The organism is Variovorax soli (assembly GCF_031454625.1).
Taxonomy (GTDB): domain Bacteria; phylum Pseudomonadota; class Gammaproteobacteria; order Burkholderiales; family Burkholderiaceae_C; genus Variovorax; species Variovorax soli_A.
The window spans coordinates 125,381-145,834 of the sequence record NZ_JAVDRF010000005.1 but is presented as its reverse complement, the minus strand read 5'-3'; the positions used below and the strand labels follow the sequence as shown (position 1 = coordinate 145,834).

The following is a 20,454-nucleotide window of genomic DNA, read 5'->3' as shown; positions in this document are numbered from 1 at the left end:
CATGGTCCGCAAGCCTCGTCAGGTCGATCTCGGCCCCATGTACCTGCCCTTGGGCGAAGAGGACGGCCTGGCGGCCGAACGAGCCGGCCTTGCCGACGACGCCGATCGCTTCGCCGCGCTCCTCGACGCCGCGCCACGCAGCGAAGGCCGCAGATCCTCGCAAACGACAGCATCGCAAGACGACGGCGCTTCGGTCTCGGACCTCGCCGACCACATCCACAGCATGTGGGAACGCGATCCCTCCGGCACGGACACCGAAGTGCGCGTGATCCCCGGCAAGGACGTGGCGCCCCACACCACGCTGCGCCTGCAGATGCGCGCCGGCACGCTGCATGTCGATATCCACTGCGATGCGTCCGCGAATCCAGCCTGGTTCATCCCGCGCCTGCCGTCCCTCGGCAGGGACCTGGGCTCGCGCCTGCAACGCCCCATCAGCGTGGGTCTCTTCGGGCCGCAAGGAGATCGGATCGGCCACTTCGAAGGCGCGGAGGGCCGTGCGTGAGCGATGCACTCGTCGCGGGCCACAGGCCACTCAAGCTTCCCGCGATCGCGCGGGACACGCTGAGCGCGCGCAACGTGCTCTGCCGGCGACGTCGCGCCGTGCGCGCCGCCTGGGGCGGCCAGGAATGGTCGTTCGGCCTGCGGCCGCACCGGCCGGACACGGCCGATCCGGCCTGGTATGTCGAATGCGACTGGGGCGGCGCCCGCCTCTTCGTCGCGCTCTCGGAATTCGCCGCACAACAGCTCTCGGCCGGACTGCTCGACCTGAACGCCGCGGCCGCCTGGCCGCCCGAGCTGGTCCTCGCGTGCATCGAAGACGCACTGGGAGACCTCTCCGCCTCGATGGAGCTGGCCACGCGCAAGCACGTCCAGATGTTGGACGTGACGCGCCATGCGCCGCCGGCGGACCACCTCGAGCGTTGCGCCTGGCAGGCCTGGGCCGGCAGTGTCCAGGTCGACGGCGAACTGTGGCTGGATGCATCGGCCATGCGCTATCTCGCGGCAGCGCTCAGGGAGCACCCTCTGGAGCCCGACGACAGCGCGTGGCAGGGCCTCCGTGTGCGCGCCAACCTGCTTGTCGGCTGGGTCGATCTGTCCCACGACGCGATTGCGCAGCTCTCCCGGCGGGACGTCATCGTCCTCGACGAGAGCCTGATCTCCAACAACAACCACGTCGTCCTGCAACTGGGGCCGGGCATCGGATTGCGCTGCGAGCTCCAGGGCCAGCAGTTGCAAGTCATCCAAGGAGTGCACGAAATCATGTTCGAACCCGACGACGCGGACCAAGCCGCGGCCGGCATTCTCGACGGCGTTCCCATCCGGCTCACCTTCGACCTCGGTGACCGCGAAATCGCCCTCGCCGAGCTGCGGACGCTCCAGCCCGGCTACCTCTTCAACCTCGGCCGAGATCCCAGGGGAAGCGTGAACATCCGCGCGAACGGCAGGCTGGTCGGCGAAGGGGAACTGGTCGACATCGAGGGACGCATCGGCGTCTGCGTGCTGCGCCTCGGCGCCGAAGTCCCCGCGCCATGATCAACCTCGACCCCATCGTCCTTGCGTTCACGCTGGGCCTGGTGGCGCTGGTTCCCCTCATCGTCGTCACGACCACGTCGTTCCTGAAGCTGTCGGTCGTGTTGTCGCTCGTGCGCAATGCGCTCGGCGTGCAGCAAGCGCCGCCGAACATCGCACTGTATGCGCTGGCGCTGATGCTGACGGTCTTCATCATGACGCCCGTCGGCTACGAAATGTCCGAGGCCTTCGAGTCCCAGCCAGCGCCGACCGCCAACCTTCAGTCGCTGCTCATCGCGGCCCGGGCGGGCGCCGAGCCGATGCGCAAGTTCCTCTTCGCCAACAGCAAGCAGGACCAGCGCGAGTTCTTCCTGAGCCAGGCCAAACGCATGTGGCCGCCCAAGGTCGCCGACGCGGCGCGGCACGACGACCTCGTCATCCTGATACCCGCCTTCGTGGTGAGCGAACTGACCGCCGCGTTCGAGATCGGCTTCCTCCTGTTCCTCCCCTTCATCGTGATCGACCTCGTGATCTCCAACATCCTCATGGCGATGGGAATGATGATGGTCTCGCCCGTCACGATCTCCCTGCCCTTGAAGCTGTTCCTCTTCGTCATGGTGGACGGCTGGTCGCGCCTGCTCCATGGCCTGGTCATGACCTATCGACTCTGAGGCCCATTGCATGGAAATCGTCGACGTCGTCTCCCACGCGGTGCGCGCCCTCCTGCTGGTGCTCTGGCTCTCGCTGCCACCCATCGTCGTGGCATCGGTGGTCGGCACCTTGTTCAGCCTGATCCAGGCGCTCACGCAGATCCAGGAGCAGACGCTCTCGTTCGCCATCAAGCTCGTCGCCGTCGGCTTGACGCTGTTCCTGACCTCGCGCTGGATCGGCGGCGAGATCTTCAACTACACGGTGACGCTTTTCGAAGCCATCCCGCTCGTTGCGCGCTAGGCCCATGGACCTTTACCACGCGCCGCTTCAGTTCATCACCACCTTCGGCTTTGCGATGCCGCGGATCCTCGGCGTGTTCTCGATCCTTCCGCTGCTCAGTCGCGAGGCCTTGCCGGCGATGCTGCGCGTCGGGGTCTCGGGCTGCTTCGCGATGCTGCTCATGCCCGGCCTGGCCGAAGGCGCCGCGCAGAACAGGGCCGTGCATGAAACGGCATTCATCCTCACGCGCGAGGCACTGCTGGGCACGCTCATCGGCTTCGTTCTGGCGCTTCCCTTCTGGGCCGTCGAAGCGATGGGAGACATCATCGACACGCAGCGCGGCACGAACCTCAGCCAGACGCTCAATCCGCTGACCGGCCACGAGACCTCGCCGCTCGGCCAGCTCTTCAACCAGGCCATCGTGACGTTCGCCTTCGTCACCGGCGGCTTCCTGCTGGTGCTGGCGGTCATCTACGACAGCTTCCAGCTCTGGCCCGTGTTCCAATCATGGCCCGCACCCGCGGCCGACGCTGCGCCCGTTCTGCTGCAGCAGCTCGACCGGCTCATGCGCCTGATGCTGCTGCTGGGCGCACCCGTGATCTTCGCGATGCTGCTGTGCGAAGCCGGGCTTGCGTTGGTCAGCCGCTTCGTGCCCCAGCTGCAGGTGTTCTTCCTCGCGATGCCGATCAAGAGCGCCGTGGCCATGGTGGTCCTTGCGATCTACGCGCCCATCCTCTTCGACGTCGCGCACACCACCCTGCGCGACACGTACGCGCAGGCGCTGCGCACGGCGAGCGAGGTCTTTCCCATGGCGAGGGCCCGATGAGCGAAAAGACCGAGCGGCCCACCGACCACAAGATCCGGCAAGCGCGGGAAGAGGGGCAGATCGCCAAGAGCAAGGACTTCACCGAGGTCGTGATGATGGGCGCACTGGTCGGCTACACGCTGTTTGCCAGCGGCGAGATCTTTCGGCGGTTCGCCGAGATGATCGCGCTGACCGGGCAGCTGGCGGGGCAGGACTTCCGCTCCGCGCTCGCGTCGGCCATCGCCTCCCTGCTCCACGCCGGCGTCGTCATCCTGTTGCCGTACATCCTGATCGTGATCGTGGTCGGCTTCCTCGTCGAAGCGACACAAACCGGGATGCTCGTCTCCTTCAAGGCCCTGATGCCCAAGGCCGACAAGATGAACCCACTGGCCAACCTGAAGCAGATGTTCGGCATGAAGAGCCTGGTGGAATTCCTCAAGTCGATGTTCAAGGTCCTGCTCCTGTCTTTCATCGTCTACTTCGTCGTTCGCGACTCGCTGGGGACCATGGTGAAGCTGCCGCTGGCCGGCATCGCCGAGTCGGGCGCGGTGCTCGGCGAGATGATGTGGATTCTCTTCAAATCCACCTTCATCGCATTCGCGGCTATCGCAGTACTCGACCTGGTGTGGCAGCGTCATGTCTACATCAAGGGCCTGATGATGTCCGTGGAGGAGATCAAGCAGGAGTACAAGCAAATGGAGGGCGACCCGCACATGAAGGGTCACCGCAAGGAACTCGCCAAGGAGATCGCGATGGGCGAGTCGGTGGGCCACACGCGGGATGCCAGCGTCGTCGTGACCAACCCCACCCACCTGGCGGTTGCGCTGTACTACAAGAGCGGGGAAACGCCGCTGCCGGTCGTCGTGGCCAAGGGCGCGGGCGTGGTCGCCGAGGCGATGAAGCGCGCGGCGCTGGAGTCGGGCGTCCCCATCATGCAGAACGTGCCCCTCGCGCGCGGCCTGATGCGCCGCGCGGATCTCTACCAATACATCCCATCGGAATTCATCGAGCCGGTCGCGCAGGTCCTCTTGGCCGTGCGCCGGCTGAAGGAAGAACTCGCCTGGGAGACTCAGGAGCTGCGCCATGATTTCTAGCCGTTCGCACGCGGGCCTCGCCGGCTATCTGTTGCGCAACCGGATCGATCCCGGCGCACCCCGCCACGATGGCGCGGTGGCGCTGATGTTCGATGGCAATGCACGCGTGCTGCTGCATCCAGGCGCGCGCGGCGAAATCGTCGCCGAGGCCCAGCTGTGCCTGCTCTCCGAGAACCCGGCCAGTGACGGCGAACGGATGCTGTCCGCCCTGCAGGCCGCATCGACGCGCCCGCTGCAGGAAGCCGCCCGGCTTGCACTCACGCCCGATCAGGATCGGCTCGTGCTGCAGGTGTCCGTGCCCGCCGATGCGTCCTCCGACCAGTTCGAACTGGGCCTGGCCCACTTCCTCGACGCGGTGAACGATTGGCGCGCACGGTTCGGAACGCTCTGAGGGCCAGGAATGAAAACGTCTTCTCGACCATTCGGCCGTCAATGCCTCGTTCGCTGCGCCCTCGCGGTCGCGCTCGTGTGCGGCGCCACTGCGTCGCCTGCCGCCACGACGCCGCAAGCGCTGGCATCGATCCCGTGGCCGGACAGCCCGTTTACCCTGATCAACGCCGGCCAGAAGCCCGACAAGATGCTGGCCAGCTTCACGCAGGCCTTCGGTTTGCGCCTGCAGCTCGACGACCCGCTGCCCGAAGAGACAGCGCCGGTGCTCGGGCGCATGACCGCCGCCACCCCGACCGAGTTCCTCAATCAGCTGGCCGCCACCTATGGCCTGACGTGGTATCACTACAGCGGCACCCTGTACGTGGCACGCACGGCGTCACGCCAGGCGCGCGTGGTGCCCACCAAAGGCCTGAGCGCGCAGACGCTCCGCCGCGTGATGGCGGAGATGGGCCTCCTCGAATCCAAGTTCGGCTGGAGCGAGATCGAGGAGAACGGGCTGGTCATGGTCTCCGGCCCCAAGTCGTACGTCGATCGCATCGAGGCCGCCATCAACACGCTGCCCGAACAGCGGCCGGAGCAGCAGATCCAGGTTTACCGGCTGCGCTACGCCGCCGTCGACGACCGCGTGATCGCCTATCGGGACAAGCAGATCTCGACACCCGGCGTTGCGACCGTCCTGCGCAATCTCATCGCCAACGGCGCGAGCGCCGGCGCCGCCACCGAGATCGCCGATCTCGCCGCGCCCTTGCGCACGGAAACCAGGAGCGCCACCGACGCCGGCAATGAATCCGCGCGCCCCGAGCTTCGGCGCACGGCTCCTTCGGCTGCCGGCACGCAACGCCCGGGGCCGGTCATCCAGGCAGATCCCCGCCTGAACGCCATCATCGTGAAGGACAAGCCCCAGAACGGCCCCATCTACCGGGCCTTGATCGATTTCCTGGACGTTCCAAGCAGCCTGATCGAGATCGAGGCCATGATCGTCGACGTCAATTCCGCGAACATGTCGGAGCTGGGCATCGACTGGAGCGCGGGGCTCGGCAAGCTCGCGGCGTCGTCGCAGGGCGGGTTGATCACCTTGTCGGCCGGCAGCATCCCGAGCGGCACCGCGGGCGGCACCACGGCCGTCACGAACGCCGCGAACTTCATTCTCGCGAGCATCCGCGCCATGGAAGGCAAGGGCACGGCCCGGGTCGTCTCGAGGCCTTCCATCCTGACCCAGGACAACATGAGCGCGCTCATCGATCTGGCGGACACGTTCTACATCCAGACCACCGGAGAACGCGTGGCCCAGGTCACGCCGGTGACCGTGGGCGTGACGCTGCGCGTGACACCGCGCGTCGTGGGCAGCGCCGACAAGCGCGCCGTGCAACTGGTCGTCGACATCGAGGATGGCGGCATCCAGGATGCCCGCATCGGGAACCTTCCCACCGTCCGGCGCAGCAACATCAGCACGCAGGCGATGGTCGGCGAAGCGCAGAGCCTCGTCATCGGCGGGCTGAACACCGAGTCCAAGAGCCAGCGGCGCGATGCCGTCCCGGTGCTCGGCGACGTGCCGGTGGTGGGCGCCCTGTTCGGCACTTCCACGACCAACACCAGCAAGCAGGAGAGGATCTTCGTGATCACGCCGCGCGTGGTGGTCGCCAGCGACGCGCGGCCCGCCCTGCCGCAGCAGGACGCTGCGCCCGCGGGCGCACCTGCCACCCAGGAGATTCAATGAGCGCCCTGCAAGCCGCCGTCGACAACGCGCGCAGCCCCGCCGCCGATGCAGACATCGCCCGCGTCCTGATGGCGATCGGCGCAAGCACGCCGGCGTCGGAATCGATGCCCGGCATCGCACTGGCGTTGCAGTCCGCCACCCGATTCAGGAACGTCTGGCCTTACCTGATCCTCTCGCTGCGAAAGAACCGCCGACTGGACCGCACGAGCATCGCGCGCATGCTCGCTGGCCTGTGGGCGGACTCGTCGGCGCCCTGGGACGCGGACAGCCTGCGCGGCCTGGCACGCGTCGCCCACGCCTGCTTCGACCTCAGCCTCGCCATGAGAGCTCTGCACGCGTTGCGGGATCTGCACGGCTCCGCGGGATCCGACCTCCTCCTCGAAGCCACCTGCCGCGCCGCGTGCGGTGACCTGGAACAGGCACTCACGCTGTGCGGAACGGTCCTGCAACGCGCGCCGCACAACGCCATCGCCGCCGGACTGCGCGATCGCTGGACCCAGCGCCTTCACAGCTGGCGCGGCCCCTGGCATGCCCGGGTCGTCGGCCGCGACGGCCTGCGGCTGGAACCCCTGCACGCGGAGCACGCCCCGCCGCTTGCCTGGCAGTACCGCGATCCGGAGATCGCCGCGAAGACCCTGCTGCCGCCACTGGAGGCGCCGGCGCTGGCGACGGATTGGATCGAACACAGGCTTGCCGATCGCCACATCGTCCCCTATGCCCTGCTCCATCGCGAGCATGGCTTCATAGGGTCCGTGGAGGTCACGGTGAGCGGCACCGAAGGGTTCCTCTGCGTCTGGATCGGCACGGACTGGCAGGGACAAGGGCTCGGGCGCCGAATGATCGCCATGGCCTGCGAACATGCGTTCCGTTGCGGGATCGAGATCATGCTCACGGCCGCATACGACCACAACAGCGCGTCGCTGCGCGCCCTGCGCGCCTGCGGATTCGCCGACGTGAACATCCGCGCGGAACCGCCCGATGAGGATCGCACCTTCCTCAGCCTGTCCGCCGCCTCGTTGGACCAGGACGAGATCGTGCGCCGCCTGATCGGCTTCTCGGACCGCACCGACACCGGCTTGCGCTTCCCGGCCGTGGCGTCGAACGACGGCAGTGCGGCCGAAGCCCAGCGCCAGATGCAACCAAGAGTAGAGGAAACACAATGATCGACAGGATGCACAAGCGGGACAAGCATCAGCCACCCGCTCTGATCAAGGCGCGCCCCCATGCCATGCCGCCCGGTGTCACGGAGGCCGCGCTCGAGCAGCACTTCGAGGCCCTGCTGCAGGAAGGGAGCGGTCCGGCCAACGATGAGATCGCGCAGCAGCACCGATTGCCTCCGTCGCCGCTGATGCCGAACTTCGAGGCAGCCCGCACTCAGGAGGGAGGGAACGCCCGCAGGGACAGCGCGCTCGCGGCCGCCTTCGCAACACCCCCGTTGCAGTCCGCCGAATCCCCGCCGGTCGATGCGCCGCAGAACCTCGACGCGTGGCGGACCGCCGACGCGCAAACGACCTTGCCGGAAGCCTGGGTTGGTACGCAGAGCGCGCAGGGCAACGAGCACGCTCCCGCCGCCCAGGACACGGAGGGTGCACAGGCCGCCCAGGGCAAGGACCCATCCGAGTCATGGGCCGGTCAGGCACTGCAGGCGGGCCCGGCGTCGCTCGACCCCCGGCTCGGCGCGCAGCGCAAGCTTCAGCTGCCGATGAAGATGCAGCAGGACAATGCGAAGGCCGCGATCCAGGAGCAGGCGGCTGCCCAGCCGGTGCGACAGCTGCCGCAGGTGCCGGCACCGGCGCCGCCCGGCGGCACCGCCTCCGAAGATCGCATCGACGGAATCGGCACTCCCGGCACTCCCGGCGCTCCGGCTGACATCGCGACCGCGCTCGCTCCCGCTTCGCCACCGCTGGTTTGGCGCTCCCAGGTGGACGCGGCAGCAGCCACCAACGCCCCGACAGACGCCTCGGCGATCGCAACGGACGAGGCGCTTGCCCAGGAGCTTGCGCAGGACGAACCCACGATGGACGCCTCGGCTCCGTCATCCCCGGCTCGGCAGCTGCAGCGGCGCCAGCAGTCGGAGCGACAGGAGATCCTGGCCGGGGAGACCGCGGCCGCGCAGACGATGCAAGCGCAGATGCTCGTACAGAGCAACACGCCGGAGTCCCTTCCTCTGCACCTGCTCGAATCCCTCTGACCACCGGGAACCGCACCATCGTCCCACGTTACCTATCTGTGACGGACCGCATTCGACCGACCCACCTGAAGTCTTAAACAGCCATGTCTGACGTCAAGATCACGCTCCCCAATTCCGACACCGTCTGGACGATCTCCAATGCGGGGCCCGACGCCAATGGCGATCTGACGGATGCCTACTCGATGCGCGTCGGCATCGCGAACGGCGCACAACTCATGGTCGACGCGGCGAAGGAGCTCTCCGACTTCGCGATGGATGTGCAATGGGACGCCCGCGCACTGTCGACAGCCCAAGACCTGTCGTCCGAAATCCAGGGCTGGGCCACGACGCCTCCCAGCGTGCAGGACCTCCTGAAGCTGTTCGAGACCGGCGTCATCCAGGCGACTCCCGACAAGGTCACGTTGCACTTCGCTGCAGAACCGCTCCAAGCCTGGGTGGATGTCGGATGGACCAGTGACCGTGTCGGCGAATTGACCAATGGCAATCGAACAGACATGGAGGACATCAAGCGGGTTCCTCCCGAATACCCCAATTGGGCCCTTCCCGACTACACCGATGTTGCTGCTGGTACTGCCAAGGATCCTTCAGGTGTGTATGAGCGACCGGACGGCACGTATTTCTATTTGGCGTACGTCCCGGCAACCCTGCCTGCGTATCCGCAGTACGACCCGCTGGCGAAAAGATCGTGGCAAGAGCTCGACATCGACTGGAGCAAGACAACCGTCGTCTCCATGCCACCCGTGGCCGACATCCTCCCGACCTGGATCCAATCGCTCAGCACGGTCAAGGACGACCTCACCAAAACCTCTCCGTTCAAGCAAACCTATCTGCAGGACAGGTCGGAATTCCTCGACCGACTCATCACCTTCGTAACGGGCCTGGTCAACACGATGAAGAAAACCCTCGAAGGCGCCTTGAAGCCATAGGCGCGCACAACCGGTTGTGTGGTCGTTGACCCGATTCATGGCACTCATTTCAAGCCACCGATATGAACACACCCAATCTTTCCGAGATCAAGACCACCATTGCCCAAGCGCGACGCGTGGCCGATCAGGCTCGACAGATGCTCCGCGATGCCGACCGGTTCTTCGCCGAACAGGGCTTCGACGAAGAGACATGTCTGCGAGAGTTGCGCCGGCTTGGCGGCGAGAACGCAGTACGGAAAGTTCAGGCGGACATCGAGAAGACATTGCGCTCCATCGAGGATGAAATCCAGCGCAACAGCGCCCTGGCGAAAAGCAGCCCCATCGCGCGGCGTGTCGCCTTCCGCAGAAATCGACTCTGAATCCCACCACCACGCACAGTGAAGGACGAACACGCATGACGATATCCGCGACCAATTCAACAAGCGCATTCATTTCCAAAGTCGACTTCACGCGTGGCGACGATCCGGCGGTCATCCTCCGGGCCCTGCAAGGGCTTCGCGTCGGGAACTTGGCCAAGGCATTGAGCAGCGGCATCGATGCAACTTCGGCAGGAATTCAGAGCGCTTCGCGCGATCAGGATCTCTCGAACCTGATATTGCGCCTCCAGGCGATGCCCGACACACCGGATGGCCAGAGCAAGGTGCTCGCGACCTTTTCGAGCGGTGTCACAGGAATGCCAGGCCCGCAGATCCCGGCTACCACGATCTTGAATGACCTCAATTCAATCGAGGATCGCAGCCTGACCCTTCCGAAGGAAACGTGGCTCTACAGCTTCGAAACACCGACCCTGCCCGCCCAGTCCGCCACTCCCGTCCTCATGTCCCCAAAGGACGTCGCGAAGGTCAAGACCGAATGCACGCTCGACCACACGGAGGGCGGCATCGACTATTACAAGAAGACGACCGGCTCCGGGACGGACCAGAAAACGAGCTACGTCGCCATCTACCAGAGCGAGGGCGCCTACTGCGCCCACGACTCGGACATTGCGGCCCTGATCTCCGATATGGAGGCGCGGATCAGTGAGTCGATGGCGCTGCTGAATGACCAGAGTGCACGGCTGAACGGAATGTCCGGCGAACTGCTGCGCGAGATCCGGGAGGACAAGCCGTTCAGGGAGATTGCCGAGAAAGAGGATGAGCGCCACGAGGAACGAAGTTCCGCTGCGCTGATGCCAGAGGTCCAGGGCGCCCCCTCCGCTGTTCCCCACGCCCGGAAAGGATGAAGCGCCATGGGCACCCCCGTTTCCAAGACTAAATCCGAACTGACCATCGAAAAGTACCTCAATGGCGAGGTGGGAACCACCGATGCGATGCGCAAAGTGACGATCGCTTTCATGATGCTCGCGAATGCAATCGGCAAGGTGATGGGCGCGCAAACGGTCCAAAGCAGGGAGGTCGCTGACCAGTTGAGCGCGATCCATGACTACATGGCGAATCTGAACTCCGTCGTCGAGAAGGCCGGAGCCGGCGAGGCAGAAACGGAGAACCTGCACCCCGTGTACAACGCTGGCACGAAAGAAGAGGTGGAGGAATACAGAAAAGCCCTTCTTGCGTATGGGAAGTTGAGCGCCGACCCCACTCAATACGACGAAGTGAAATCCGATGGTAAGGACCCGGAAACGTGGACCTGGAAGCTCAGCGTTTCATCGTGCAACACGGCACTCAAGAACATGCAGCTTGCGGTGGACAACCTCAGCAGCGAGTCGCAGACCGAGCAAGTGGCCCTGCAGACCTTGATGACCTACTTCAACAGTGACATCGATGCCGCCTCCGCATCGATCCAGAAGTCGGGCAGCCAAGCTCAAACCGTTCTGCGTCCGCTGGGGGGCTAGTCGATGCGCTTCGACCCCGAACGATTCGACCCGGACACGGTCGAGCCACTGCTGAAGCATCTGGCCTCGGGGGAAACGCTGGGCGCTTTGCTCGATCAGTCGCCCGAAGCGCAGAAAGTCATGTACCACCTCGCGTACACGCACTACGCGCAGGGCAAGTACACCGACGCCATGCGCTTCTTCGGCTTTCTGGTGATCTGCGACCACTGGGACCGCCGCTACCACATGGGCATGGCCGCCTGCCTGCAGATGCAGCTGCAGCATGCGGACGCCCTCAAGTACTACGGCATTGCTTCCATGCTCGACCTGACCGATCCGGCGCCGGTCATGCACATCGCCGAGTGCCATCTGGCGCGCGGGGAACGTCCCCAGGCGCGCAAGGCGCTCGACTACGCCATCGTCCAGGCGCGCGCGCACGCCCACCACAACCACCACGTCGCCCGACTCGAAGCCATGTTGGCGCTGCTCGGCAGCCGCGATCCCGAGGCCGCGCCCAAGCATTCAATGGAAGAAAGGACCTGACCCATGGCCATGGAAACACCTGACCTCTGGCTCACAGCGAATATCAGCGGCCTCTGGGCCTCGTTGGACTCGCCTCCGATCATTCCCAAGGCGCCATTGCTGTCGCTTTCGAACGTTCCGGACGGAAGCGCCAGCCAATGGATGCAGGCGTGGAAGCCTCCCCAGCTCGAGCCGGCGGAACTCGACATCGGCGCACTCTCCTGCCTGATCACCTCGATGCAGAACACCTTCACCGCTCTTCAGACCCAGACCAATCTCGACTCCATCGACAACAACAGGATGCAGAGGAAGTCCGACTTCGACAAGGCGCAGGAAGAACAAAAAAAGGCCGAAGCGAAAGCCAAGGAAGCGAAGGAAGCGGCCGACAAGGCGATGATCGGTGAGTGGATCGCCGCCGTCGCGGGGGTCATCGGCGCCGTATTTGCCGCCATCGGCGCCGCGGTGGCGACCGGCGGGCTCCTGGTGGCCGTTGCCGTCACCGGGGTGATCATGGCCGTGCAAAGCCTGGCCAACACTGCCTGTAAGCAAGCCACGTTGGATGGGCACGGGGTCAAGGTCCAGGACGCAACCGGCGCCAACCACGACCTGAATTTCTCCTGGGGCCTGGCCGTGGAAATGACGCAGGCCAAGGCCGTTGCCGACGGCACCATCCTCCGCAACGATGGCAAAGGCCACGTCATCGACGCGCACGGCAAGATCATGACGGATGCCGAAGTGAAGGCCGCCCTCGAAAAAAATCCCGCGGCGAGGGTCATGTCGGACGAGCAGATGTCCACCGAAAGAATGGCCGTGACGGTCGCCATCGAGGCCGGCCTGGCCGTTGCCATGATCGCCTGCGGAATCCGGGGCATGGTCAACGCCGGGAAGAGCGTCGCGGATGCCGTCGAGAAGACCACGAAGTCCGTCCGCCTCGGCATCGAAGCCGGCAACAAGACCTGGGAACGCGTGGGCCGCGGGGCCGAAGCCGTTTCGTCGGTCAACGAGGTCCTGGGCGCCGCGGGTGACATCACCAGTGGCGGCTACGCCATCCATGGCGCCAATGTGCAGCTCGAAAGCTCCAATGCGCGCGCCGAGCAGTTCTACTACGAGAAGAAGATGAAGGTGGCCCTGCTCATCATGCGCGAGCTGCAAACCGCGTGCAAGCACCTCATGCAGGACCTGACCAGTACCACCGAGGCCATGACCCAGCAGATCAAGGAAGCCGGCGACCTGAACGAGTCGATCGCGCGCAGGATCGTTCAGGCCAACTAATCAAGGATATCCCCAATGACCTACTCAGTGACCTTTTCCGTTTCAGGCAAAGACTACGCGGTCGATCCCGCCGCGATCGCTCCCAGCGACCTGCTCAGCCTGGCTCAGCTTGCCGCGAGCGGCGACAAGGCGTCTCTCGAGACCTTCGTCACCATCCTGGCGAGGTACCCCGCCTCCGCCTACAAGAGCCTTCCGCACATGCCGCCCGTGCCCGACGGTCCGTTGTCGATGCTCGACGACGACACGCTCAAAAGACTGGGCATCGACGTTGCCAGCATCATTGCCATGGCCATGCTCGTCTGCCTGAGGGCGGAACAGGAAATGCGCCAGATGGGCATGGAGTTGAGCCGCTCCGAGGTGGAGCAGATGATGACCAAGGCGGTCGAAGAAATGCATACCACCAAGGCGGCCAACCAGTCCCAGTGGAACGCCGATATTGCAGGCGCCGTTGCCGGCATCGTCGGCGGCGCGGCCGGCGGGTTCGCGGGGGCAGCGAGCTTCAGGCAAATGTACAAAGGCGACAAAGCTGCCACCGCCGGCAAGCGCGATCAGGAGAAGCTGCGTCTGGAACAGGAGAAGCTTGCGAAGACGCGCGCCGAAAGCGACCAGGAATTCAACACCGCGATGTACACCATCGCAGCGAAGAAGACGAAGCTCGATCAAGATGCGGCCAACGTCAAGAAGACCAGGGAGGAGGTCAGCAAGCTGCGCGAAAAGCTTCTGACCGACAAGAACGACCAGCAGCAGTGCGACGAGAACGAAGCCGCCAAGGCCAAGTTGGCGGACGTCGACGCAAGACTCAAAGCCGCCAAGGAAGAAGAGCGTAAGACGTCGCAGGCCTTGAAGGATCTGGACGAACAAGGCTGCGAGGACGGCGTCGATCCGGACTTCTACCGTGCACACCTCGAAAGCCAACGCCACGCCCAGCGGGACGAGATCGACCAGCTGGAGGCCGAGCGGAGCACCCTGATCGATCAGGAGACCATCGACCATCCTGTCGCCGTCGCGAAATGTCTCGAGCGCGAGAGCGACGCAGTGGCGGATGAGATTGCAGCGAAGCAGGAAGAGAAAACCACGCTCGAATCCAAGGCCGCCGATGTCGATGCCAGGCAGGCACGCCTGGACGCCGAGGCGAGCGACACGCACAAGCGACTCAAAAGCGGGGACAAGAGCGCCGAGAGCGCGAACGAACGGATACTGAACGAGAGGGCGGCGCTTTCCGCCGAGAAGGAGAAGTTCAGGCAGGAGCTGGACGACAAGAACACGGAGATTGCGGACCTGAAGGCCAAGAAGGTCAAGATCGACGCCAAGCTGGATGGGTTGGTGCCGGCTGCTGCCATCAAGGCGCAGCGCGATGACCTCGCCGCCACCGTGAAAGTGCGAGCCCAGAAGGTGGATGCACTCAAGAACAAGGCAGACCAACTGCAATCCGAGGTCGACCGCTGCAAGGTCGACCTTGACGCGGCCGACCGGGAAGTCGAACAGTACAAGAACGGGCCTCCTGCGCTGCTGGCTGCCGCGACAGCCAAGCAGAGGGAGCTGGCGACCAGGATGCAGGACAAGGACAAGGAGCTGTCCATGGCTCAGGCGGATCGCAGATCGGAAGCCAAGGCCCTGCAGACCGAAAGCCAGGAGCTCGAGTCCAAGGAACTCGAGTTCAGCGAGTACGAAAAGCTCGATGCCACGCAGAGCCGCGCCAAACAGCAGGAATCCGAGCTGGAGGTGGCCAGGAACAAGGTCAACCGGGAGAAATCCGATCTGGTGGTCAAGCAGAAAAGCGAGAGCGAGAAGCTGAGTGCGCAGCAGAAGCAACTCGATGAAGACTTCAGTGTCGCCAACGAGAAGGCCGATGCGAACAGGATCGCGGTGGAGAAGGCGGCCGCTTACCGCACCGGATTCGATGCGATCGGGAAGATGATGTCCGGCAGCTTGGAGGTGGGGAAGGCCTTCTACACGCTGGACGCCGCCGATGGGCGCGCCGACGCGCAGTTCGTCGGCCGCGAGTTCGAGATCCTGCAGATCGCCCAAGGCATCTACAACACCTTCGCGGACAACATGTATTCCGGCGTGAGCGAGTCAAGGCAGACCTTGAATGGCCTCCTGCTCGACAACGCCAAGCTGAACCAGAAGATCGCGGAGAGGATGTGAGGCGCGGATGATCTCCGATTCAAGCACGGCCGCCCGCCCCACCGCTCCCGACGCACCGGTCGACCTGGGCACGCTGCTGCGCGACCTGCAGCAGCGGCTGCAGGCGATGTCGAGGCGGCTTTCCGAGGCGCAGATCAACAGCGTCTACGCCACCGCCTACAACCTGCTGCAGCAAGGGAGCATCGACCGCGCCGACCGCCTGTTCGGGATGCTCATCGCGCTGCGCCCGAACTGCGCGAAGTACTGGCACGCCGTGGGCATCTGCCGCCGGCGCAAGAACGACTTCGCATTCGCCGTGGAGGCCTTGGGCCGCGCCTTCGAGCTCGATCCCGCGTCCCTCGAATGCGGGCTCCTGCAGGTCGAGGCGATGATGCTCATGGAACGCAGGGCCGAGGCCGCGGAGCTTCTGGCGCGCGTCGAAGCCCTGGCGCGGGAACACGCTGACGCCATCTCGTCATGGCGTGCCGAAGGCTTTCGCGAACTGCTCGAAAGGCCCGCGTCATGAACAACGCCGCCGCGACCGCCTTCCCGCTGAGCCGCGAGGACCTTCAGCTGATCGCGCAGATCGGCTTCTACGCAGCGCAGTCGAATCAGCAGGGCGCGGCCACCGCGCTCTTCAAGGCATTGCGGGTGGTGCGGCCGGACGCGGTCCTCCCCTTCGTCGGGCTCGCCCTGGCGGACATGGGGGCCGGCCGCCATGCCGAAGCGGCACGCTTCCTGCGCGACGAAGCGCTGCGCGAGCACCCCGGCGACCCGGAGCTCTGCGCCTTCCTTGGCCTGGCGCTGACGGAGGCCGGCCGAGGCGCCGAAGCCCGCAGGGTGCTGGAGCCGATGGTGGATCGCGAGCGGGCCGCAGGCCGTGGCGATCAGCCCTACGTACGCATGGCGCTCGGCTTGCTGCATCCCCCGCAATCCGCGGCCCGGCTGGGGACAGCTCATCCACACATCGAGAACTCGAGGAGCGAAGCATGACCGGCGAGATCACTTCACTGATGGCCCAGGGCACCCTTCCCGCAGCCCGGCTGGACGAGCCCTTGCTGGGGCCCGCGCCCGCCGCGGACGTCGCGCGCTTCGCCGAGGCCATGGGTGCGCACGCCCCGCCCGCGCCCCTGGTGACGAGCGTGAACGGCATCGAGCCCGGGTCCTTCTTCGACTCGGTACGGCTCATCGGAGAGAACTACGCGCAGATGTCGGTCGAGATGAAGGACGTCCTCGGCAAGGGGCCGTCGAACCTCGGTGCGTGGGATCTCGTGAAGCTGCAGTTCGACCTCATCAACACGTCGATGCAGGTGGAACTGGTCAGCAGGACGGTGCAGAAAGCCGCGCAGCACGTCGACCAGCTGACCAAACTGCAATAGGGTCGGCATGCACGCGATCCTGCGCACATTGACATGCACCCTCGTGGCGCTGGTGCTGGCCGGGTGCGAAGGCGCCGTCCAGCTCTTTGCCAACATGAGCGAGCGCGATGCCAACGAGGTGCTTGCGGCCTTGAAGGAGACGGGCATCGATGCCCGCAAGGTCCCGGGCAAAGAGGGCGTCAACCTCGAGGTCACCCAGCCTTCCGTCGCGCGGGCCATTGCGTACCTGAATGCCGAAGGCCTTCCGCGCGAGCGCCGCAGCAACATGGGGGACGTGTTTCGCAAGGAAGGCCTGATCTCCTCGCCGCTGGAGGAACGGGCGCGCTACCTCTGGGCGCTCTCGCAGGAGCTGTCGGAGACGATTTCGCAGATCGATGGCGTCGTCCGCGCGCGCGTGCACGTGGTGCTGCCCGAGCGCAGCGCCGGCAGCGACCCGGCGATGCCGTCGTCGGCCGCGGTGTTCGTGAAGTACCGCCGCGGCGCCAACCTGGAAGACGCCACGCCTCAGATTCGCCGGCTGGTTGCCAGCAGCATTCCCGGCCTGCAGGCCGACAAGGTGACCGTGGTGCTGGTGGCCGCAGGGCCCCGGGTGAGCAATGGCAACGGCATCAATGGCAGCGGCAACAGCGGCGGCGCGCAACGCCCGCTCACCGCGAGCGCCAATGGGATCGAGAGCAGCATCATCGGCGATCTGCGGGCCTGGTGGCTTCCACTGGCCGGGGCCGTGGTCCTGGCCGCCTGCGCGCTTGCCGCGGGCGCCTTCGCGGGGTGGCGTGGGCGGCGGACGCGCACGCAGGGCGCCGCCGTCGAGGCGGTCCGGACAGACCCGGGCGGAACCGAGCCGACATGAAGCCCGCCCCCGCCTCCGCGCCCAAGCGCCTGACCCGGGAGCTGGCGGAGATGCGCCTGCGGCTCCATGAGTTCGATCAGTGGCCGGCCGAGTACGTGAACGCGTCGCGCCGCGAGGAGTTCACTCCCCCGCCCTTGCCCGAACGTCTGTGGGACAACGCCCGAGCCCGCCGGCATCTGTCCCGCCACATCACGCGCACGCTCGACTTGCGGCCCTGCACTGGCAGGCGCCAGGGCGCCGAGTGGCCCATCGCCCTGCTCCAGGCAAAGGCACTGCGCCAGCTTGCCCTCCACATCACGGCGGTCGCGTCGTCCGCGCAGGTGCGGCGCTGCCTGCTGCGTGAAGACGTGCTGGCGTGGCGCGAATGGCTTTCGGCCGCCCCCTTCGAGTTTGCGCAGCGCTCGGCAAGCCTGCTGCCGGTCAAGCCGGGCCTCGACACGGCGATCGACCGCGCGCTCACCGCCGAGTCGGTGGGACTGCGCTGGCTCGCGCGCGCCGCACAGACCTGGCCGGAGCCTGTGACACGCCGCTTTCTGCTGAAGATGCCGCGCAAGGACGCCGACAGCCCGTGCGACGCCGACCCCACCGCCGCGATGCGCCTCGCATCGTCCGTCCTGTCCATCGTGGAGCCCCGCTGGTGTTCATTGCTCGCGAAGAATCTTCACTGAGCCGCCTCGACCTTTCCGGCAAGGTCATCAAGGCCCAGGACTTCTGGGCGTACAAGGAGGCCAGGCAGGCGGTGGAGGAAGCGCTGCGCCGAAAGGCGGAGATCCTGCAGTCGGCGCAGGAGGCCTATCACGCCGAGCGCGAGCGCGGTTACCGTGAAGGCAGCGAATCGGCTCGGCTGGAGCAGAGCGGCAACATGGTCGAGATCGTCTCGCAGACGGCGCAATACTACGGCCGCGTCGAAGCCGAAATGGTCGACCTGGTGCTGGACGCGGTGCGCAAGGTGGTGAGCGACTTCAGCGACCGCGACCGCGTCTCGACCGTGGTGCGCAACTGCCTCGACCTGGTGCGCAGCCAGAAGAACCTCAGCCTGCGCGTGCATCCCTCGCAGGTGGACCACGTGCGCGGACAGCTCGACGCGCTGCGGCGGCAGTTTCCCTCCGTGGCCCAGATCGACGTGCATCCGGACGCGAAAGTCGCCCTGGACGCGTGCATCGTCGAGTCCGACATCGGCATCGTCGAGGCGAGCCTGGCCGGCCAGGTCGAGATACTGCGGGAGACGCTGGTGGGCGTGTTCGCGCCGAAGCCGGAGCTCGAAGCGGACCCCGCGTTCGCCGATCGCGACGCGGACGAAGACGACGAAGGCGCATCAGCGCCCGACGACAACGCGGAAGCGCAAGAGGAAGACGAGCCCTGGGCGCGTGCAACGGACGGCGTGGAGCGTCCGTGAGCACGGGCGACTCCCTCTTCCAGCTGCCTCCCGCGCGCACGCCCAGCGAACTGGGCTACATCGCACGAACGCTGCGCGGCGCCGTCGCCCAGACCGCGACGGTCAAGATCCGCGGGCGCGTGGTGCAGGTCGTGGGCACGATCGTCAAGGCCGTGGTGCCCACCGTGCGCATGGGCGAGGTCTGCATTCTGCGCAATCCCGGCGACGACCTGGAGGTGCAGGCCGAAGTGGTCGGCTTCTCCAAGGGAACGGCACTCCTGGTGCCGTCCACCGGCACCCAAGGCATCTCCGGCGACACCGAAGTCTTTCCGACTGGGCGGGAGCAGATGGTCCCTGTCGGCAATGCCCTGCTCGGCCGCGTGCTCGACGGGCTGGGCCAGCCGATCGACGTGGCGCAGAAAGGCCCGCTGCTCGTCAGCAAGCAATACCCGGTCTACGGCCCCGCTCCCGACCCGCTGAAGCGCCGCGTGATCAGCGAAGCGCTCCCGATGGGTGTTCGCGCGCTCGACGGCCTGCTCACCTGCGGCGAAGGACAGCGCATGGGCATCTTCGCTGCGGCGGGCGGCGGCAAGTCCACGCTCATGGCCATGCTGGTCAAAGGCGCCGACGTGGACGTGACGGTGGTCGCCCTGATCGGCGAACGCGGGCGCGAGGTGCGCGAATTCCTCGAACGCGACCTCGGGCCCGAAGGCATGGCGCACGCGGTGATCGTCTGCGCCACCTCCGACCGGTCGTCCATGGAGCGCGCGCGCGCGGCCTACGTCGCCACCGCCATCGCGGAGTACTTCCGCGACCAGGGCAAGCGGGTGCTCCTGCTGATGGATTCGATCACCCGCTTCGCGCGGGCTCAGCGCGAGATCGGCCTTGCCGCGGGCGAGCCGCCCACGCGCCGCGGCTTTCCGCCCAGCGTCTTCGCGACACTGCCGCAGTTGATGGAGCGCGCGGGAACCAACGAGAAGGGCTCGATCACCGCCCTGTACACGGTGCTGGTGGAGGGCGACGACATGACCGAGCCCGTGGCCGACGAGGCGCGCTCGATCCTGGACGGCCACATCATCCTCTCGCGCAAGCTCGGCGCCGCCAACCACTACCCGGCCATCGACGTGCTGGCCTCGGCATCGCGGGTGATGAACGCCCTGATCACGCCCGAGCACAGGGCCGCCGCCGGGAAGGTGCGCGAGCTCATGGCCAAGTACCAGGACATCGAGCTGCTGCTGAAGGTGGGGGAATACAAGAAGGGCGCGGACCGCATCGCGGACCTCGCCATCGACCGCCACGACGCGATCCGCGACTTCCTGCGGCAGCCGACGGACGAACACACCGACTTCGGGGACATGCTGAAGCGGTTGAAGGCGTTGGGATCGGGCGCTTGATGCCCAGCCGCGGGGCACGGGAGCCCCGAATTAGAGCGGGGTCGGGAACCCGGCCAATCTCGCCGTTACTCAAGATTTGCGCAAGATTTGATCTTTCCGCCGGAGGTCGTCTTGCGAGTGCGGAGCCATCCGCTCCGCCCATCCATACAGCATCTCTCACGAG

Annotated in this window: 24 protein-coding genes; all 24 read left to right on the top strand. The window is 65.9% G+C overall.

The genetic code is table 11. From position 1 onward, the window contains the following. Nucleotide 1: 1 nt before the first annotated feature. Nucleotides 2–502: a hypothetical protein gene (locus J2739_RS13525; RefSeq protein ID WP_309902429.1), complete on the top strand. Its 501-nt coding sequence runs from the start codon at nucleotides 2–4 to the stop codon at nucleotides 500–502. Beyond that, a complete protein-coding gene (gene sctQ / locus J2739_RS13520) occupies nucleotides 499–1,533 on the top strand; it encodes a type III secretion system cytoplasmic ring protein SctQ (RefSeq protein WP_309902427.1) in 1,035 nt (344 codons plus the stop codon). Before J2739_RS13525 ends, sctQ begins: the two co-directional genes overlap by 4 nt. Then, complete coding sequence (sctR, locus tag J2739_RS13515) at nucleotides 1,530–2,180, top strand: type III secretion system export apparatus subunit SctR (RefSeq protein ID WP_309902425.1); 651 nt, start codon at nucleotides 1,530–1,532, stop codon at nucleotides 2,178–2,180. The genes sctQ and sctR overlap by 4 nt, the downstream gene beginning before the upstream one ends. A gap of 10 nt (nucleotides 2,181–2,190) precedes the next feature. Beyond that, nucleotides 2,191–2,460 carry a type III secretion system export apparatus subunit SctS gene (gene sctS, locus J2739_RS13510; RefSeq protein ID WP_309902423.1) on the top strand — a complete coding sequence of 90 codons (270 nt, stop codon included), beginning with the start codon at nucleotides 2,191–2,193 and terminating at the stop codon, nucleotides 2,458–2,460. A gap of 4 nt (nucleotides 2,461–2,464) precedes the next feature. Continuing rightward, nucleotides 2,465–3,265: a type III secretion system export apparatus subunit SctT gene (gene sctT, locus J2739_RS13505; RefSeq protein ID WP_309902421.1), complete on the top strand. Its 801-nt coding sequence runs from the start codon at nucleotides 2,465–2,467 to the stop codon at nucleotides 3,263–3,265. Beyond that, nucleotides 3,262–4,338 carry a type III secretion system export apparatus subunit SctU gene (gene sctU, locus J2739_RS13500; protein ID WP_309902419.1) on the top strand — a complete coding sequence of 359 codons (1,077 nt, stop codon included), beginning with the start codon at nucleotides 3,262–3,264 and terminating at the stop codon, nucleotides 4,336–4,338. Before sctT ends, sctU begins: the two co-directional genes overlap by 4 nt. Beyond that, nucleotides 4,328–4,729 carry a CesT family type III secretion system chaperone gene (locus J2739_RS13495; RefSeq protein WP_309902417.1) on the top strand — a complete coding sequence of 134 codons (402 nt, stop codon included), beginning with the start codon at nucleotides 4,328–4,330 and terminating at the stop codon, nucleotides 4,727–4,729. The genes sctU and J2739_RS13495 overlap by 11 nt, the downstream gene beginning before the upstream one ends. A gap of 9 nt (nucleotides 4,730–4,738) precedes the next feature. Next, entirely contained in the window at nucleotides 4,739–6,445 is a 1,707-nt protein-coding gene (gene sctC, locus J2739_RS13490) for a type III secretion system outer membrane ring subunit SctC (RefSeq protein WP_309902415.1), read from the top strand. Next, complete coding sequence (locus J2739_RS13485; RefSeq protein ID WP_309902413.1) at nucleotides 6,442–7,608, top strand: GNAT family N-acetyltransferase; 1,167 nt, start codon at nucleotides 6,442–6,444, stop codon at nucleotides 7,606–7,608. The genes sctC and J2739_RS13485 overlap by 4 nt, the downstream gene beginning before the upstream one ends. Beyond that, the gene (locus J2739_RS13480) at nucleotides 7,605–8,636 is read left to right on the top strand and encodes a hypothetical protein (protein ID WP_309902411.1); all 1,032 of its coding nucleotides are present in this window, start codon (nucleotides 7,605–7,607) and stop codon (nucleotides 8,634–8,636) included. The genes J2739_RS13485 and J2739_RS13480 overlap by 4 nt, the downstream gene beginning before the upstream one ends. Before the next feature lie 83 nt (nucleotides 8,637–8,719). Next, nucleotides 8,720–9,562, top strand: a complete 843-nt coding sequence (locus J2739_RS13475; protein ID WP_309902409.1) for a hypothetical protein — start codon at nucleotides 8,720–8,722, stop codon at nucleotides 9,560–9,562. A gap of 62 nt (nucleotides 9,563–9,624) precedes the next feature. Then, nucleotides 9,625–9,921: a hypothetical protein gene (locus J2739_RS13470; RefSeq protein WP_309902407.1), complete on the top strand. Its 297-nt coding sequence runs from the start codon at nucleotides 9,625–9,627 to the stop codon at nucleotides 9,919–9,921. A gap of 35 nt (nucleotides 9,922–9,956) precedes the next feature. After that, entirely contained in the window at nucleotides 9,957–10,784 is an 828-nt protein-coding gene (locus J2739_RS13465; protein ID WP_309902405.1) for a hypothetical protein, read from the top strand. Between the two features lie 6 nt (nucleotides 10,785–10,790). Next, on the top strand, nucleotides 10,791–11,393 hold the full coding sequence (locus tag J2739_RS13460; protein ID WP_309902403.1) for a hypothetical protein: 603 nt from the start codon (nucleotides 10,791–10,793) through the stop codon (nucleotides 11,391–11,393). Nucleotides 11,394–11,396: 3 nt separating this feature from the next. Further along, on the top strand, nucleotides 11,397–11,915 hold the full coding sequence (locus J2739_RS13455) for a SycD/LcrH family type III secretion system chaperone (RefSeq protein WP_309902401.1): 519 nt from the start codon (nucleotides 11,397–11,399) through the stop codon (nucleotides 11,913–11,915). Nucleotides 11,916–11,918: 3 nt separating this feature from the next. Next, nucleotides 11,919–13,166 carry a type III secretion system translocon subunit SseC family protein gene (sctE, locus tag J2739_RS13450; RefSeq protein WP_309902399.1) on the top strand — a complete coding sequence of 416 codons (1,248 nt, stop codon included), beginning with the start codon at nucleotides 11,919–11,921 and terminating at the stop codon, nucleotides 13,164–13,166. 15 nt (nucleotides 13,167–13,181) lie between these two features. After that, a complete protein-coding gene (locus J2739_RS13445; protein ID WP_309902397.1) occupies nucleotides 13,182–15,314 on the top strand; it encodes a coiled-coil domain-containing protein in 2,133 nt (710 codons plus the stop codon). A 7-nt stretch (nucleotides 15,315–15,321) separates the two neighbouring features. Next, nucleotides 15,322–15,819 carry a hypothetical protein gene (locus J2739_RS13440; protein WP_309902394.1) on the top strand — a complete coding sequence of 166 codons (498 nt, stop codon included), beginning with the start codon at nucleotides 15,322–15,324 and terminating at the stop codon, nucleotides 15,817–15,819. Continuing rightward, on the top strand, nucleotides 15,816–16,286 hold the full coding sequence (locus J2739_RS13435) for a tetratricopeptide repeat protein (RefSeq protein WP_309902392.1): 471 nt from the start codon (nucleotides 15,816–15,818) through the stop codon (nucleotides 16,284–16,286). Before J2739_RS13440 ends, J2739_RS13435 begins: the two co-directional genes overlap by 4 nt. After that, nucleotides 16,283–16,672, top strand: a complete 390-nt coding sequence (gene sctI / locus J2739_RS13430; protein WP_309902390.1) for a type III secretion system inner rod subunit SctI — start codon at nucleotides 16,283–16,285, stop codon at nucleotides 16,670–16,672. Before J2739_RS13435 ends, sctI begins: the two co-directional genes overlap by 4 nt. Nucleotides 16,673–16,679: 7 nt before the next feature. Then, nucleotides 16,680–17,522: a type III secretion system inner membrane ring lipoprotein SctJ gene (gene sctJ, locus J2739_RS13425; protein ID WP_309902388.1), complete on the top strand. Its 843-nt coding sequence runs from the start codon at nucleotides 16,680–16,682 to the stop codon at nucleotides 17,520–17,522. Beyond that, entirely contained in the window at nucleotides 17,519–18,190 is a 672-nt protein-coding gene (locus J2739_RS13420) for a SctK family type III secretion system sorting platform protein (protein WP_309902386.1), read from the top strand. The genes sctJ and J2739_RS13420 overlap by 4 nt, the downstream gene beginning before the upstream one ends. Continuing rightward, the gene (locus J2739_RS13415; RefSeq protein WP_309902385.1) at nucleotides 18,160–18,918 is read left to right on the top strand and encodes an HrpE/YscL family type III secretion apparatus protein; all 759 of its coding nucleotides are present in this window, start codon (nucleotides 18,160–18,162) and stop codon (nucleotides 18,916–18,918) included. Before J2739_RS13420 ends, J2739_RS13415 begins: the two co-directional genes overlap by 31 nt. A gap of 50 nt (nucleotides 18,919–18,968) precedes the next feature. After that, nucleotides 18,969–20,291, top strand: coding sequence for a type III secretion system ATPase SctN (gene sctN / locus J2739_RS13410; RefSeq protein ID WP_309903006.1), 1,323 nt, complete (start codon nucleotides 18,969–18,971; stop codon nucleotides 20,289–20,291). Nucleotides 20,292–20,454: the final 163 nt, after the last annotated feature.

Bases quoted from the DNA above. Each gene is read 5' to 3' on its own strand.
- J2739_RS13495 (WP_309902417.1), top strand. From the start codon at position 4,328: ATGATTTCTAGCCGTTCGCACGCGGGCCTCGCCGGCTATCTGTTGCGC.
- sctE (WP_309902399.1), top strand. From the start codon at position 11,919: ATGGCCATGGAAACACCTGACCTCTGGCTCACAGCGAATATCAGCGGC.
- J2739_RS13475 (WP_309902409.1), top strand. From the start codon at position 8,720: ATGTCTGACGTCAAGATCACGCTCCCCAATTCCGACACCGTCTGGACG.
- sctT (WP_309902421.1), top strand. From the start codon at position 2,465: ATGGACCTTTACCACGCGCCGCTTCAGTTCATCACCACCTTCGGCTTT.
- J2739_RS13460 (WP_309902403.1), top strand. From the start codon at position 10,791: ATGGGCACCCCCGTTTCCAAGACTAAATCCGAACTGACCATCGAAAAG.
- J2739_RS13470 (WP_309902407.1), top strand. From the start codon at position 9,625: ATGAACACACCCAATCTTTCCGAGATCAAGACCACCATTGCCCAAGCG.
- sctC (WP_309902415.1), top strand. From the start codon at position 4,739: ATGAAAACGTCTTCTCGACCATTCGGCCGTCAATGCCTCGTTCGCTGC.
- J2739_RS13435 (WP_309902392.1), top strand. From the start codon at position 15,816: ATGAACAACGCCGCCGCGACCGCCTTCCCGCTGAGCCGCGAGGACCTT.
- sctJ (WP_309902388.1), top strand. From the start codon at position 16,680: ATGCACGCGATCCTGCGCACATTGACATGCACCCTCGTGGCGCTGGTG.
- J2739_RS13465 (WP_309902405.1), top strand. From the start codon at position 9,957: ATGACGATATCCGCGACCAATTCAACAAGCGCATTCATTTCCAAAGTC.
- sctS (WP_309902423.1), top strand. From the start codon at position 2,191: ATGGAAATCGTCGACGTCGTCTCCCACGCGGTGCGCGCCCTCCTGCTG.
- J2739_RS13485 (WP_309902413.1), top strand. From the start codon at position 6,442: ATGAGCGCCCTGCAAGCCGCCGTCGACAACGCGCGCAGCCCCGCCGCC.
- J2739_RS13445 (WP_309902397.1), top strand. From the start codon at position 13,182: ATGACCTACTCAGTGACCTTTTCCGTTTCAGGCAAAGACTACGCGGTC.
- sctR (WP_309902425.1), top strand. From the start codon at position 1,530: ATGATCAACCTCGACCCCATCGTCCTTGCGTTCACGCTGGGCCTGGTG.
- J2739_RS13420 (WP_309902386.1), top strand. From the start codon at position 17,519: ATGAAGCCCGCCCCCGCCTCCGCGCCCAAGCGCCTGACCCGGGAGCTG.
- J2739_RS13525 (WP_309902429.1), top strand. From the start codon at position 2: ATGGTCCGCAAGCCTCGTCAGGTCGATCTCGGCCCCATGTACCTGCCC.
- sctU (WP_309902419.1), top strand. From the start codon at position 3,262: ATGAGCGAAAAGACCGAGCGGCCCACCGACCACAAGATCCGGCAAGCG.
- sctI (WP_309902390.1), top strand. From the start codon at position 16,283: ATGACCGGCGAGATCACTTCACTGATGGCCCAGGGCACCCTTCCCGCA.
- J2739_RS13480 (WP_309902411.1), top strand. From the start codon at position 7,605: ATGATCGACAGGATGCACAAGCGGGACAAGCATCAGCCACCCGCTCTG.
- J2739_RS13440 (WP_309902394.1), top strand. From the start codon at position 15,322: ATGATCTCCGATTCAAGCACGGCCGCCCGCCCCACCGCTCCCGACGCA.
- J2739_RS13455 (WP_309902401.1), top strand. From the start codon at position 11,397: ATGCGCTTCGACCCCGAACGATTCGACCCGGACACGGTCGAGCCACTG.